Annotated in this window: 10 protein-coding genes and 2 pseudogenes; 11 read left to right on the top strand and 1 reads right to left on the bottom strand. The window is 57.9% G+C overall.

Annotated features, from left to right (window positions below):
- Nucleotides 1-9: 9 nt before the first annotated feature.
- The 3 genes and pseudogenes from ACVWXE_RS00155 to ACVWXE_RS00145 form a co-directional block, all read left to right on the top strand.
- Nucleotides 10-175: pseudogene (locus tag ACVWXE_RS00155) on the top strand (RNA-guided endonuclease InsQ/TnpB family protein); the annotation flags it as partial.
- 556 nt (nucleotides 176-731) lie between these two features.
- Entirely contained in the window at nucleotides 732-2,447 is a 1,716-nt protein-coding gene (locus ACVWXE_RS00150) for a succinate dehydrogenase/fumarate reductase flavoprotein subunit (RefSeq protein ID WP_457489280.1), read from the top strand.
- Nucleotides 2,448-2,586: 139 nt separating this feature from the next.
- Nucleotides 2,587-3,984 carry an aspartate aminotransferase family protein gene (locus ACVWXE_RS00145; RefSeq protein ID WP_011429583.1) on the top strand — a complete coding sequence of 466 codons (1,398 nt, stop codon included), beginning with the start codon at nucleotides 2,587-2,589 and terminating at the stop codon, nucleotides 3,982-3,984.
- Nucleotides 3,985-4,017: 33 nt separating this feature from the next.
- Here the strand turns inward: ACVWXE_RS00145 and ACVWXE_RS00140 are convergent, their stop codons facing one another.
- The gene (locus tag ACVWXE_RS00140) at nucleotides 4,018-4,701 is read right to left on the bottom strand and encodes a hypothetical protein (RefSeq protein ID WP_457489279.1); all 684 of its coding nucleotides are present in this window, start codon (nucleotides 4,699-4,701) and stop codon (nucleotides 4,018-4,020) included.
- 309 nt (nucleotides 4,702-5,010) lie between these two features.
- Between ACVWXE_RS00140 and purF the strand changes: the two genes are divergently transcribed.
- The 8 genes and pseudogenes from purF (at nucleotide 5,011) to ACVWXE_RS00100 (ending at nucleotide 13,531) form a co-directional block, all read left to right on the top strand.
- On the top strand, nucleotides 5,011-6,639 hold the full coding sequence (purF, locus tag ACVWXE_RS00135) for an amidophosphoribosyltransferase (protein ID WP_457489278.1): 1,629 nt from the start codon (nucleotides 5,011-5,013) through the stop codon (nucleotides 6,637-6,639).
- A 52-nt stretch (nucleotides 6,640-6,691) separates the two neighbouring features.
- The gene (def, locus tag ACVWXE_RS00130; RefSeq protein WP_457465855.1) at nucleotides 6,692-7,216 is read left to right on the top strand and encodes a peptide deformylase; all 525 of its coding nucleotides are present in this window, start codon (nucleotides 6,692-6,694) and stop codon (nucleotides 7,214-7,216) included.
- 11 nt (nucleotides 7,217-7,227) lie between these two features.
- Nucleotides 7,228-7,695 (top strand): thiol-disulfide oxidoreductase DCC family protein, encoded by a 468-nt coding sequence (locus ACVWXE_RS00125; RefSeq protein ID WP_457489277.1) that lies wholly within the window; start codon nucleotides 7,228-7,230, stop codon nucleotides 7,693-7,695.
- Nucleotides 7,696-8,076: 381 nt separating this feature from the next.
- Entirely contained in the window at nucleotides 8,077-10,317 is a 2,241-nt protein-coding gene (locus ACVWXE_RS00120; RefSeq protein ID WP_414373820.1) for a pentapeptide repeat-containing protein, read from the top strand.
- Nucleotides 10,318-10,669: 352 nt separating this feature from the next.
- Nucleotides 10,670-11,677 (top strand): annotated as a pseudogene (locus ACVWXE_RS00115) (AAA family ATPase); the annotation flags it as partial.
- A 331-nt stretch (nucleotides 11,678-12,008) separates the two neighbouring features.
- Nucleotides 12,009-12,398, top strand: coding sequence for a hypothetical protein (locus tag ACVWXE_RS00110; RefSeq protein WP_414342319.1), 390 nt, complete (start codon nucleotides 12,009-12,011; stop codon nucleotides 12,396-12,398).
- A gap of 189 nt (nucleotides 12,399-12,587) precedes the next feature.
- Entirely contained in the window at nucleotides 12,588-12,857 is a 270-nt protein-coding gene (locus ACVWXE_RS00105; protein WP_457489276.1) for a gas vesicle protein GvpG, read from the top strand.
- Nucleotides 12,858-12,925: 68 nt separating this feature from the next.
- Complete coding sequence (locus tag ACVWXE_RS00100) at nucleotides 12,926-13,531, top strand: DUF3727 domain-containing protein (RefSeq protein WP_414417856.1); 606 nt, start codon at nucleotides 12,926-12,928, stop codon at nucleotides 13,529-13,531.
- The last annotated feature ends 129 nt before the right edge of the window (nucleotides 13,532-13,660 follow it).

Here is a 13,660-nt window from a genome sequence, read left to right as displayed (position 1 = left end):
CGATAGCAGGGGGCTCCAAAAACAGCCAGAAAGCTGGGGGACATCATCCTGCACTGACCTGCCGCAGTGGGTGAAAGAGGATCCCTGCCACCTCAAGCGGAATGCCATTCAAGAGGCAGGGTTGGCCTTTCGAGAGAGCAAAGACCCGAAGTTTCGCAGCGTCAGAGATCAGAGCTTTGCGGGATACTGCCATTCTGTTTGGCAACGAGCAGGATGCAATCGCTGCAGCCCTGGGCAACAGTGTATGGCTTCGCCATGCAAGCCATAGCCATTCCAAACTGGATTGGGACACTCCCCAAGCGTTCCGCGCTGCTTCCGCGACCACTCCCAGGGGAAGAGGGAAGTTAGGAAGCGATGCAACTTAAAGCTGTTCGTCAGGCTGGGCTCAATAGCACTTCCAGAGTTTGCCCAAAACAGTCTTCTCGTCCACGGCACAAGCCGCGACGTTCTTCAGGGCCAAAGCTAAAGGTAGAATCCAGGGCCAGGCCCAACCTCTATCGTAGCCGGCTAAGCCTGTTGGGCAGGTTTCTCAGGACGGGTTTCTCAGAAAGTATCCCATTTCCAGCCTGACAGTCTTTGTTCAGAGCAGAAAGTGGTAAGCCTACGGCACCGCACCGCTGCTGATAACGAGCTATACTCAGGTGCTGCTGGAGAGGCTGCTGGGGCCGGCCATAATGGGAAAACGCCATCCTGGCTGTGGCGGAATCCTTTGCGAGAGCTTGCCTGCATCCATGCTGGAACACGACATTGTCATCATCGGGGGAGGGCTGGCCGGTTGCCGAGCGGCTTTGGAGGTTATGCGACGGGATCCCAGCCTCGACCTGGCCTTGGTGTCCAAAACCCATCCCATTCGCAGCCACTCGGTAGCAGCCCAAGGGGGCATTGCCGCCGCCTTACAAAATGTTGATCCGCAAGATTCCTGGGAGGCTCATGCCTTCGATACCGTCAAGGGATCCGACTACCTAGCGGATCAAGATGCGGTGGAGATTCTAGCCCGGGAAGCCCCTGAGGTGATCATCGACCTAGAACACTTGGGGGTCTTGTTCTCCCGCCTGCCGGATGGCCGCATTGCCCAGCGGGCCTTTGGGGGACACAGCCACCCGCGCACCTGCTATGCCGCCGACAAAACTGGGCAGGCCATTCTACACGAGTTGGTGAGCAACCTCAAGCGCTTTGGGGTCAAACTCTACAGCGAATGGTATGTGCTGGATCTGATCCTGGAGGACAACCAAGTCCAGGGCGTAGTGATGTTGGAGCAGGCCAGCGGACGGCTGGAAGTGCTGCGGGCCAAGGCGGTTATGTTGGCTACAGGCGGCTATGGGCGCATCTACAACTCCACGTCCAACGACTTTGCTTCCACCGGCGATGGCATGGCAATGGTGGCGCGGGCCGGCCTGCCTCTGCAGGATATGGAGTTTGTGCAGTTTCATCCCACGGGCCTGTATCCGGTGGGGGTGTTGATCTCAGAGGCAGTGCGTGGAGAGGGGGCCTATCTGATCAATGGGAAGGGGGAGCGCTTTATGGCCGCCTATGCCCCCAGCCAGATGGAATTGGCCCCACGGGACATCACCTCGCGGGCGATTGTTACGGAGGTGCGGGCCGGGCGCGGTATTGACGGCAAAGATTTTGTCTACTTAGACCTGCGGCATCTGGGGGCAGAAAAGATCCACACTCGGCTGCCCTTCTGTTGGGAGGAGGCCCATCGCCACTTGGGCATCGATGCGGTTGTCGATCCCATTCCGGTGCGACCGACGGTGCACTACTGCATGGGTGGGATCCCGGTGACGGTGGATGGGCAGGTGTTGCGGGATGTCCAAACCCGTGTGGAAGGGCTGTTCGCTGCCGGTGAAACGGCCTGTGTTTCGGTGCATGGGGCCAACCGGCTGGGCAGCAACTCTCTCCTGGAGTGCGTTGTTTTCGGGCGGCGCACAGGGGCAGCCATGGTAGAAGCCGTCAGAGGTCGAGCCTTGCCGAAAGTGGACGAGGGATCCCTGCTCAAACAGGCCGCCGGGCGGATCACAAGGCTGCTAGAACGATCAGGGAAGAGCCGCATTGATCAGGTGCGGCGGCAATTTCAAGATTGCATGACCGAGCATTGTGGGGTCTACCGCACCGAATCGGTTCTCCAAGAGGGGATCCAAACATGGCAACAGATCCGCCAGCGTTACGAGCGGGATTTGCATTTGGACGATCGGGGCAAGGTGTGGAACACCGAGCTGATCGAAGCGCTGGAGCTGGACAACCTCATGACGGTGGGGGCCTTGATCCTCGCCAGCGCCCTGGAACGGCGGGAAAGCCGTGGCTCCCACGCGCGGGAAGATTACCCCCAACGGGATGATCAACGGTTTTTACAACACACCTTGGCTGCCTTTCGCGAGGGATCCCCTCAGATCAGCTATCGCCCCGTGGTGATCACCCGGTTTCCCCCTCAGGAGCGAAAATACTAACTTTCCAGAGGCCTCCCAGGCCGATTAGGATTGCTCTATCGTTCCCGTTAGCAGGATGGAGCCCCTTTCAAAATTATCCAATATCTAGGGATTCCATCTTCGCCAGCTTGAAATCTCGTCTACTGCCGGAGGGCCAGCCATGCAAGAAACCCTGGAGAAAGCAGCCGTCGCCCTGCAAGCGGAGCTGAATCTGGAGCCTTTTTGGATGCCCTTTACGGCCAATCGGCAATTTAAAGCCAACCCGCGCCTGTTGGTTGCCGCCCGAGACATGTACTACACCAGCCACGATGGCCGCCAAATCCTAGATGGGACTGCCGGGCTGTGGTGTGTGAATGCCGGCCACTGTCGTCCCCCAATTGTGGAAGCGATCCAACAGCAGGTGGCCCAACTGGACTACGCCCCAGCTTTTCAAATGGGCCATCCCAAAGCCTTTCAACTGGCAGAGCAGCTCATCCAGCTCACTCCTGCCGGACTGGATCACGTTTTTTTCACCAACTCTGGCTCTGAGGCGGTGGATACGGCCCTGAAAATGGCCATCGCCTACCATCGCTTACGCGGACAGGGATCCCGGCAGCGGCTGATTGGCCGAGAACGGGGCTACCACGGCGTTGGCTTTGGGGGCATCTCGGTCGGGGGCATCTCCAACAACCGCAAGTTTTTTGGCAGCCTCATTCCCGGAGTGGATCACCTGCCCCACACCCACAACCTGGAGCAAAACGCCTTTAGCCGCGGCCTGCCTCGCTGGGGATCTCACTTGGCAGAAGACTTGGAGCGGATCGTCGCTCTCCACGATGCCAGCACGATTGCAGCGGTGATCGTAGAGCCGGTTGCCGGTTCAACGGGGGTGTTGCTGCCGCCGGTGGGCTATTTGGAAAAGCTGCGGGCCATTTGCGACAAATACGGCATTCTGCTCATCTTCGATGAGGTGATCACCGGCTTTGGGCGTCTGGGATCCCCTTTTGCGGCCAATTACTTTGGGGTGGTGCCGGATCTGATTTGCTGTGCCAAGGGCCTCACCAATGGCACCATCCCGATGGGCGCAGTGATCGTCAAGCAAGAGATCTACAGCGCCTTCATGGAGGCTGCTGGTTCCGCTGATGACCTGCACCGTCCAGGGGACAACAGCAGGACGCTGTCCTGGAGCCCCATCGAGTTTTTCCACGGCTACACCTACTCCGGCCACCCAGTTGCCAGTGCCGCCGGCTTGGCTACCCTGAACCTGTATCGAGAAGAAGGCTTGTTCGAGCGGGCTGCCAACCTCGCTCCCCTCTGGGAGGAGGCTCTCCATTCCCTGCGCGGCTTGCCTCATGTCATCGATGTGCGCAACCTCGGCTTGGTGGGGGCAATTGAATTGGAAGGGATCCCTGGCCGACCGACAGCGCGGGCTTTTGAAGCTTTTTTGCGCTGCTACGAACGTGGGGTATTGATTCGCACTACAGGTGATACCATTGCCCTTTCCCCGCCTTTGATCATCGAGGAAGCCCATATTGAACACCTGATCGCCACCCTGAAGCGAGTTCTTCAAGAGCTACCTTAGTCCTGAATCGATAAGAGAGACTGCCTGAGGGAGTTAGAAGCTTCTGGGGCTGGGCGTCGGCGAAGGACTGGGAGAGGGACTGGGTCTGGGCGAAGGGGATACCGAGGGAAAGGGATTGGGGGTGCCGGTCGGCGTTGGCGAGGGGGAGGGACTGGGCGCAGGCAACACCCGTAAAGGAGCTTTGGCCGAAGCAATTCGGCCCTGGGTATCCGCCACCATTGCCGTCACCTCATAATCCCCGGTGGGAGCAGAAGTGGGAATGGTGATGGGGATGGTGCCAATGCAGGCTCTGCTGTTGGGCTGACAGCCGACGGCAGCGGCAGTGAAATCAAAGGTGAGGGTGAGGGGGCTTTGTCGGATTTCCACCCGGAAGCTGATGCCGGCCCCCAAACCTGCAGGAGTCGTCACGGCCACCAGCACGTTGAAGGGTACCGTCTGTCGCGCGTCCGTCAGCGACACCACGGCAATCGAAGGCGGCTCTGCCGCAAAGGAAGCGGTGGGAGAGGGGCTGGGAGTGGGGAAAGGATTAAAGAGGGGAGTGGAAGTGGGGGTTGGGGTGAGCAGCGGCGTAGGGACAGGACTGGGGATGACGAAAGGAGTGGGCGTTGGGGCCACCACCGAGATCGGCGTGATGGTAACCGCAGGCTGTTCGCGGGCATCTTCCTGGCAGGCCACCAGTGACAACGACAGAAGAGCGGCCACACTGGTTTTGATCACAGGGGCTGCTAACGTCCAGCTCTGACGGAACCTATGGGGCTGCTGTCTCATGGGGTTTGACTCCTCACAACACAAAGCTTTGGGATCCTGCCGGTTCTGGGAGAGCCGAGCCTTGGTGGTGTCCAACTCAAAAACTCGGCCAGGCTGCTTCTCAGCCACAGCAGCGCTTACACGCTGCTAACACTATAGATAGAGTCTTAGCTTTTTGCAAACCCCACCTGTGGACTCCCCCTTTGGGGGTGAAGCCAGATAGAGGGGAATGACCTGGGCCGAGTTAGACTGGTAAGCGTGACAGCAAGACGAGGATCCATGGCAGCAAGGGCGGGAGCAGAACCATCTTCTGGCTGTGGAGAAGCAGAGGGGCAGACTGCCGTTGGCGTTGATGCCCTGTACCCCTCAGAAAACATCAGCGGGGCGGGGTATGCCCGGGAAGAGCTGCAAGAGGCTTGCGGGGTCTTTGGCATCCTGGCTCCAGGAGAGGATGTGGCCAAGCTGGCCTACTTTGGCCTATTTGCCTTGCAGCATCGCGGCCAAGAATCGGCAGGGATCGCCACTTTTGAGGGATCCTTTTGCCGGGTTCACAAGGCGATGGGCTTGGTCTCCCAGGTCTTCGATGAAGTGAACTTGGCCCAACTGACCGGGGATCTGGCGGTTGGTCACACCCGCTACTCCACCACTGGATCCAGCCGCGTGGCCAATGCTCAGCCGGTGATCGTGGAGACTCGCCTGGGGCCGCTGGCTCTGGCCCACAACGGCAATTTGGTCAATGCGGAAGAGCTGCGGAAGGAACTGGAGGCCGCCGACCGGCACCTAACCAGCAGCACCGACTCCGAGTGTATTGCCCACGCCATTGCCCAGGCGGTGAACCAAGGTCAAGATTGGATCGCGGCCACTTGCCAAGCTTTGCGCCGCTGTCAGGGGGCTTTTAGTCTGGTGATCGGCACGCCAGAGGGCCTGATCGGGGCACGGGATCCCTATGGGGTGCGTCCGCTGGTGTTGGGGCTTTTGAGCAGCAACCCCGCTCTGGATGAGCTGCTGCAGCCGCAGATGCTGGAGATCATCTGTAGCGACGGCACCCTCAGCCACCCCGAGGCCGAGCCGCTGCATTATGTATTGGCTTCAGAAACCTGTGCTTTGGATATCATCGGGGCCGACCCTCTGCGGCAGGTGGAGCCGGGAGAGTTGGTGTGGATCAGCCGTCAGGGGCTGCAATCGGTGCGTTGGGCGGAGGCCACCCCCAAGTTGTGCATCTTCGAGATGATCTACTTCGCCCGCCCCGACAGTTGGATGCACGGGGAAAGCCTCTACTCCTACCGGGTGCGGCTGGGAGAACAACTGGCCAAGGAGGCTCCGGCAGAGGCCGACTGGGTGATCTCCGTTCCCGATTCCGGCACGCCGGCGGCCATTGGCTATGCTCGCCAGTCGGGGATCCCTTACACCGAAGGGCTGATCAAAAATCGCTACGTGGGCCGCACCTTTATCCAGCCCACCCAATCCATGCGGGAGCGGGGCATTCGCATGAAGCTGAACCCCCTGGAAGATGTGCTGGGGGGGAAGCGGATTGTTATTGTGGACGACTCAATTGTGCGGGGCACCACCAGCCAGAAAATCGTCAAGGCCCTGCGCCAGGCGGGGGCTACCCAGGTCCACATGCGCATTTCCAGCCCCCCGGTCACCCATCCCTGCTTCTACGGCATCGATACCGATAGCCAGGATCAATTGATTGCCGCCCAGCATTCCGTAGAGGAAATCGCCGAGAAGATTGGAGTGGATTCTTTGGCCTACCTGAGCTGGGAAGGCATGCTGGCTGCCACGGGCCGGGATCCCAACTCGTTCTGCTCCGCTTGCTTTACCGGCCACTACCCCATCCCCATCCCGGAAGGGCTGAAGCGCTCCAAGCTGGCCCTGGAACTGGTGGCTACTGGCAAGAGCCGCTAGGCTGCTCAGGGATCCCCGCTAGACTGAGAAGAAGAATTGCTTGGGGCAAGCCATGACTTTTCGCCTACGCCAATTGGGGGATCCCATCCTGACGCAAGTGGCCGAGCCGGTGACGGAGTTCAAAACGCCGGCCTTGCAGGATCTTATAGAAGGTATGCTGGCTACCCTGAAAGAGGCGCAGGGGGTGGGCTTGGCTGCTCCTCAGGTGGGATCCCTGCTCCAAGTGCTGATTGTGGCCTCTCGTCCCAATCCCCGCTACCCGGAAGCGCCGCAAATGCAGCCTCTGGTGATGGTTAACCCCCGTCTGCTGGCTTGTAGTGCTGAACAGGTGCTGGGTTGGGAAGGCTGCTTGAGTGTGCCCAATTGCCGTGGTCTGGTGGCCCGCGCCCGCGAAGTGGAGGTGGAGTATTACACTCCAGAAGGCGTTCAGCAAAGGGTGGTCTGGCAGGATTTTCCGGCGCGGATCTTTCAGCACGAATACGATCACCTGATGGGTCGGGTGTTCCTGCAGCGGCAGCCTCGGCAACTGCTTACCGAAGCCCAGTACCAAGCACAGATTTTGGGTCAGCCCGCCTGAGGGATCCCGCCATGCCCTACATGGTTATCTACGACGGCCTCTGCAACCTCTGTGCCACCGGCGTTCAGCTCTTGGAGCAACTGGATCGCGGACGGCAGTTTTGCTATGCCCCCATGCAAGATGCTTCTACCCTGGCCCAATGGGGGATCCCACCGGAGCAGGTGGAGCTGGGGATGATTCTCATCGATCTGGAGCACCCAGAGCGCCGCTGGCAGGGATCCGCTGCCATTGAACAAATTGCCGCCCTTTTGCCGAGCGGGGAGGTGTGGCTGGCTCTGTACCGCAACTTTCCTGGCTTGAAGTTTCTGGGGGATCGGGGCTACGAACAGATCCGGGATCACCGCTACGAGTGGTTTGGCCGCCGCAACACCTTGTATTTGTCTGCCTACCCTGCTTGTGTTGCCTGCCGGGATCCCTTGGCCGAGGCTGAGGGAAAAGCTGCAGCACCAGCCGCCGGCAAGGCAGAAGCAAGCCGATAGCCAAAATGGAAGTTCCCTCTTCCTCAGCTCGCTATCTTGGATCAGGGAATTTGAAAAAGGATTGAATTCCTGTATCAAAGGTTAACCTTTCTAAGGGAATTCCCTGAACTGGTCTTGACCCTCTCTAAGCCCATAGCGAGAATAGGAACAAAGCAGCCAAAGGGGGGATGAGGCGTGCCTACAGTTACTGATAAAGATCTGGGCAATATCGATTGCAGTTTAGAGATCCTCCAGCCGGTTTTGAGAGGCAAGGATCCCAGAAGTGCAAACGGCGCCATCAAATGTTTTAGCCATTACAACGGAAAAGGCAGAGAGCTTCTCCTCCAAACCCTAAACCAACCTCTGGATTGGGAAAAGCAGTTTGCTCTCTGGACAACCCTAATGGATTCGGGTGATCCCCAACTTATCCAAATCGCGAAAGCCTATCCGGTTACCCTTCGTCCGGTGGGAGATCTGGGGGCAAAATTGGAGGCTGGCGAGCGAGATTTCCGCTGGGCGGATTTGAGAAAGGCCAACCTCAGTCAGCGAGATCTGAGTGGGGCAGACTTGAGAGGAGCAAACCTAAACCGCGCGAGACTGAGCCAGGTGAATCTCAGCCATGCCAACCTGAGCGGAGCCAATCTAACTCAAGCAGACCTCAGCGGGGCCGATCTGAACGGAGCCAACCTGAGCGGAGCCAACCTCCTGGGCACCAACCTCATCGGCGCCAGCTTGCTGGGGGCCAACCTAACGGACGCCAACTTGAGGTGGGTTGTCATTTCTCCCAAAACGCAGATGGATCCCAAGTGGCACCTGGTGTGGACAATCATCAACGGCGTTGCCCAGGGGGAAAGCCTAGCCCAAGCCGACTTGAGCGGAGCCAACTTGGAGCGGGCCGACCTGAGGGGAAGAGACCTGACGCGAGCAAATCTCAGAGGGGCGAGGCTGGCCGCGGCCAACTTGAGAGGAGCCAACCTCAGCCAAGCCAACCTCAGCGAGGCCAACTTGGAGGGGGCCGACTTGACTCAGGCCAACCTGCGGGGAGCCAAGCTGGAGCTGGCGAACCTGCGCAGAGTTCTCGTCTCTTCTGAGACACAGCTGGATCCCAAGTGGCGCTTGGTGTGGGAGCTCGTCAACGGCCGTGCTCAGGAAAAAAAACTGAACCACGTTGACTTGAGCAGGGCTATTCTAGAGCGGGCCGACCTGAGGGGAAGAGACCTGACGCGAGCAAATCTCAAAGGGGCGAGGCTGGCCGCGGCCAACTTGAGAGGAGCCAACCTCAGCCAAGCCAACCTCAGCGAGGCCAACTTGGAGGGGGCCGACTTGACTCAGGCCAACCTGCGGGGAGCCAAGCTGGAGCTGGCGAACCTGCGCAGAGTTCTCGTCTCTTCTGAGACACAGCTGGATCCCAAGTGGCGCTTGGTGTGGGAGCTCGTCAACGGCCGTGCTCAGGCAAGAAACCTGATCTATGCCGACCTGAGCAGGGCCAATTTGAGCCAGGCTGACTTGAGCGGAGTCAAGCTTACAGGGGCGAGCTTGGTGGAGGCTGACCTGAGAGGAACTAACCTCAGCGGGGCAAATTTGAGGTGGGCAGAGTTGGGCAAAGCCAATCTGAGTCAGGCGGACTTGAGAGGCGCCAACCTCAGCCAGACCAATCTGAATAAGGCAAACCTGGAGGGAACCAACCTCTGTGGAGCCAGCCTGATCAAGGCTGAACTGGTCAGGGCCAAACTGGTGGGGGCCAAATTGGTCGGCGCCAAGCTCATTGGAGCCAACTTGAGCAAGGCCAGCTTAGTTGGCACCGACCTGAGGGAGGCTAACCTCATCGGCACCAACCTCAGCGAGGCCAAGCTGGGCAGGTCGGGTTTGAACTTGCTTGATGTCAATGCTCCCAGCCCTCTGCGCTACCTGAGCCAAACGGACTTGAGCGGGGCAGATCTGAGGAAAGCCAACCTGAGCCGGGCAGACCTTAGCCAAGTCAAGCTCATCGGAGCTAACCTAAGCCGAGCTTCCCTAAGCAGAGCCGATCTCAGCGGGGCTGACCTGAGCGCAGCTAGCCTCAACAAGGCCAAGCTAGGAGAAGCCAACCTAACCCAGACCAAGCTGGGCAGAGCCAAGTTACGTAACGCTTACCTCAGCGGTGCCGACCTCAGCGGGGCCAACCTGAGGGGGGCAGATCTGAAATTGGCCAACCTGCGACGCTCTATTCTTTCTCCAGAAACTCAGCTCGATGCCAAGTGGCATCTTGTGTGGGAACTGGTCAATGGTCGGCCCGACAACAGAAACCTGGAGGGAGCCGACTTAAGCGGAGCTAACTTGAACTGGATCGACTTGGGCGGAGTCAAGCTGGTCGGCGCCAATTTAAGCGGGGCCAACCTTATTGGAGCCAATCTCAGCGGGGCCGATCTCAGCCGAGCCAATCTCAGCGGGGCCGATCTCAGTTGGGCTGACCTGAGCTATGCCAACTTGGAAGGCTCCAACCTGGATCATGCCACTGTAGAAGGCGCAAACCTCAAAGGCGCAAGACTTGATTTCAAGTGGAAATGGATCTGGCTGTCCCTCTGGCTTAAAGGTTTGGCGAGCATCTGGTTTGACCACCGCGATACCCTCTACCTACCTCCCCCAACTCCTGCAAAACGCTAGCGGGATCCCCTAGCTGACAACCCATGCTACTTGCCCCTAGCCGGCAGCTAAACTGCGGGGAGTCAACAGGAGAGGCGCTGTACTTAAGGGATCCCTTGACGACAGAGCATTAGCCCTAACTCGTTTTGCCCATCTCCAAGATCATCTCCGCCATACTTATGCCTTGCACCTCTGGAACCCCTATTTACAGGCACCGGATTTCTTTCCTTTATTCAAAAGCGGCACGGCCTATCCTGCCACTCTTGAGCTGCCGCCGCTTCAAGCCAATAAGAATGGGCAAAGCCACATTCACCTGGTGATTGGCGAAATCGCTGAAGAGGGGTCAACCGAGGTTGTCTGTACTTCCAGCGGTAAAGTCAGCGAAGGGGATATTGATCTCGTTTTGGAAGAGAAAAAACAATACATCCGCCAAACTGAAATCCTGGAGTTTTACAATCCCTCTGAGACTCTGCAAAACGTCGGTGGCCTGGAAAACCTCAAAGCCTGGATTAGGGGGCGCCGCAACAGCTTCAGTGTTCAGGCCCATGCCTATGGCCTGCCGAGTCCCAAAGGAGTTTTGCTGGTTGGCATTCAGGGCACCGGCAAATCCCTATGTGCCAAAACCATCGCCCGCGAGTGGCGGATGCCTCTGCTCAAGCTGGATGTGGGACGATTGTTTGGAGGCATTGTCGGCGAAAGTGAAAGCCGCGTGCGCCAGATGATCCAAATTGCCGAGGCGATGGCTCCTTGTGTTTTGTGGATCGACGAGCTGGACAAAGCCTTTGGCGGTGTCAACAGCGAATTTTCCGGCGATTCGGGCACCAGCAAGCGCGTCTTCGGCAGCCTGATTACGTGGATGCAAGAAAAGACCAAGCCCGTTTTTATTGTCGCCACTGCCAATAATGTCCGCGTCTTGCCTGCCGAGCTACTTCGCAAGGGCAGATTTGATGAAACTTTTTTTGTGAACTTGCCCAACCAGAGGGAGCGCGAAGAGATTTTTCAAGTCCACATCCGGCGGCTACGGCCCAACCGAGTACGAGACTTTTCCTATACCGACCTGGCTATGGCTACAGAGGATTTCAGCGGAGCGGAAATTGAACAGACTATTTATGACGCCATGCACATGGCCTTTAATCAGGATCCACCCCGCGAGTTCACCCAAGAAGATATCTTGACTGCCATTCAGCAAACGGTTCCTCTAGCTGCTATCGCTCGTGACCAAATTCAAAGCCTGAAAGCATGGGCTGCCGAGTCAGGAGCACGTACTGCCTCTCAAGATCAAGAGTTGATGCAGGAGCTACGGGACATGGCTGGAAGGATAAATTCAGGCCTCCTTGAAGTCGATAGTCCTTCATCCTTTTCCCCTCCGCCTCATGCCTGAGCTGTTTTGGCTGGCTCGCTCTGAAATTGGGCAGCCCTGCGTAGGTTTGGACGCATTTTCTCTCGCAAGATGCGGAAAAGCACCGGTCTCCGCTCTGCTTGAATTTGCCGCCTGTAGGTCAGCTCGCGTAAATCCGTCACCCCAGGAAAGCCCCTGAGCTGCTCAGGTGGCCCCTTATTCGATCAACTTCCGGCAGCTCCCAGGCAGGGCACTGGGATCGGATCCCGCACGTTAGCGTGCAGGACCGATGGTTTTGCACTTTTCGTATCCTTGACTACAGATTTTTTGGTAGGATTGATCGTGTAGAGGTACTGGTATGTAGAGCAGCCTTATGAGTGCAATCGCTGAAATGAGGGGGACAAGTCTCCTGGCCCGCCATCGCCAAAACATAGCAGCCTCCCTGGCCCGTCGTTTGGAAGCAGCTAGGGCGGCCAACAACACCCGCTTGATGGAGCTGCTGAAACAAGAAGAGCGGCAGCTGGCAGCCGAGTACGGCGGCAGGGATCCCTTCTCTTCAGCGCTCTTCAGAGGACTGCGCCACCTTTGGCAGAGCCTGAAGGCAGTCTTGGCGGCCTGCGATGAACTGCGGGTGCGGCAGTGGGTAGATGGCAGCGGCATGGTCTGGTGGTCTGTCCAAGACCCAATCACGGGAGAGCGCCTGTGTACCCATTCCGAGGGGGAGCTCATGGAGTGGATCGAGAAGCACCAGCGAGAGGATTAGTCTTCGCGGCTAGGACTTGCCTGAGCACCAATAGCCAGTGTTTCTCCTGGCGCTTCGTGCGTGTCCCAGTCTTTCCAGCTTGGGGAGGAAGGGAACAAAAAGTTTCACGGCTAGGCCGGGGCAATGGCCACCTGAGAATCCAAATTGATAGGATTACGAAGACTCATCATCTGCTTTAGGGGCCCTGGGATGGTTTGGCAATTGTTGACTTGGCCGGCCCAAAGTTTGCTTTGGCTAGCAGAGCAGATCCAAGAACGCGCCGAAGCACAGCTGGATAGCAAAGAAAACCTGCAAAAAGAACTTACGGCCCTGCAAATTCAGCTAGATTTGGGAGAAATTGACGAAGAAACCTACGCCCGCCGAGAAGAGGAGATTTTGCTGGCCCTGGAAGCCTTAACCCAAGCAGAAGGAGAAGCCGAAGCACACAGTGCTGATGGTGGGCTTGAAAGGGATCCCTGAACATTGCGGAGGGCAGAACATGGGAGAATGAGCTTCTGTACACCCCCATCTTTCCTGGGCTGTTTTCAATGACTGGATCCCATGAAACCTTGGTGCTCCGCGACGAGCAAAACCAGCCTCTCAAGTGCGAGATCCTGCGTCAGGTGGTCATCGACGAGCAGACCTATGCTCTGGTGACTCCCGTTGATGCTGTGATCAAAGTGCTGGTTTGGGAAGGGGAAGAAGAACCCAGCCAAGCAGTGAACGGCGATGCCAACATGGAAGGGATCCTGGACGAGCCGGATCCCGAAGAGCTACAGGCTACCCTGCCCACCATCCAGGCTGTCTTGGGGGAGTTGAACCTCACCTTGCAGCAAAATGGCTTCGACATCCTCACGGTTCAGGGGGAATTGCCCCCAGTCGAAGAGGAAGATGTTTTCGAGCTGGGCGAGAGCGAGGAAGATGCCCAGGAGTTTCAACTGCTAGCTACCTTTTTCTACCAAGAGAAGAAATACGGCATCTTTACCCCCCTCGATCCCGTTTTGCTCTACGCCGCTCTGCCTGACGAAGGGGATCCCTACCTGCTCACCCCCGATGAGCCGCCAGAGCTTTTTGATCAGCTCTATGCCCTGCTGCTGGATCTCGATGAGGAATGGGAAGACGGAGATGACGAAGAAGATGAGGACGAAGATTAGGGGGATCAACCCCTGTTGTTTTGCCGAGTTGGATACTCCTGCCCAGCCAGTCGCCTCGGCGGTGCAGAGCACCATAGGGATAGAGGTGGTGAAACTACCCGGTAAAACTTGCCCAGAGTTTTTCACCAG

It is taken from the genome of Thermostichus sp. MS-CIW-41 (assembly GCF_054058915.1).
Note: the sequence above shows the minus strand (reverse complement) of the source record. Positions and strands in the feature narration are given on the sequence as shown.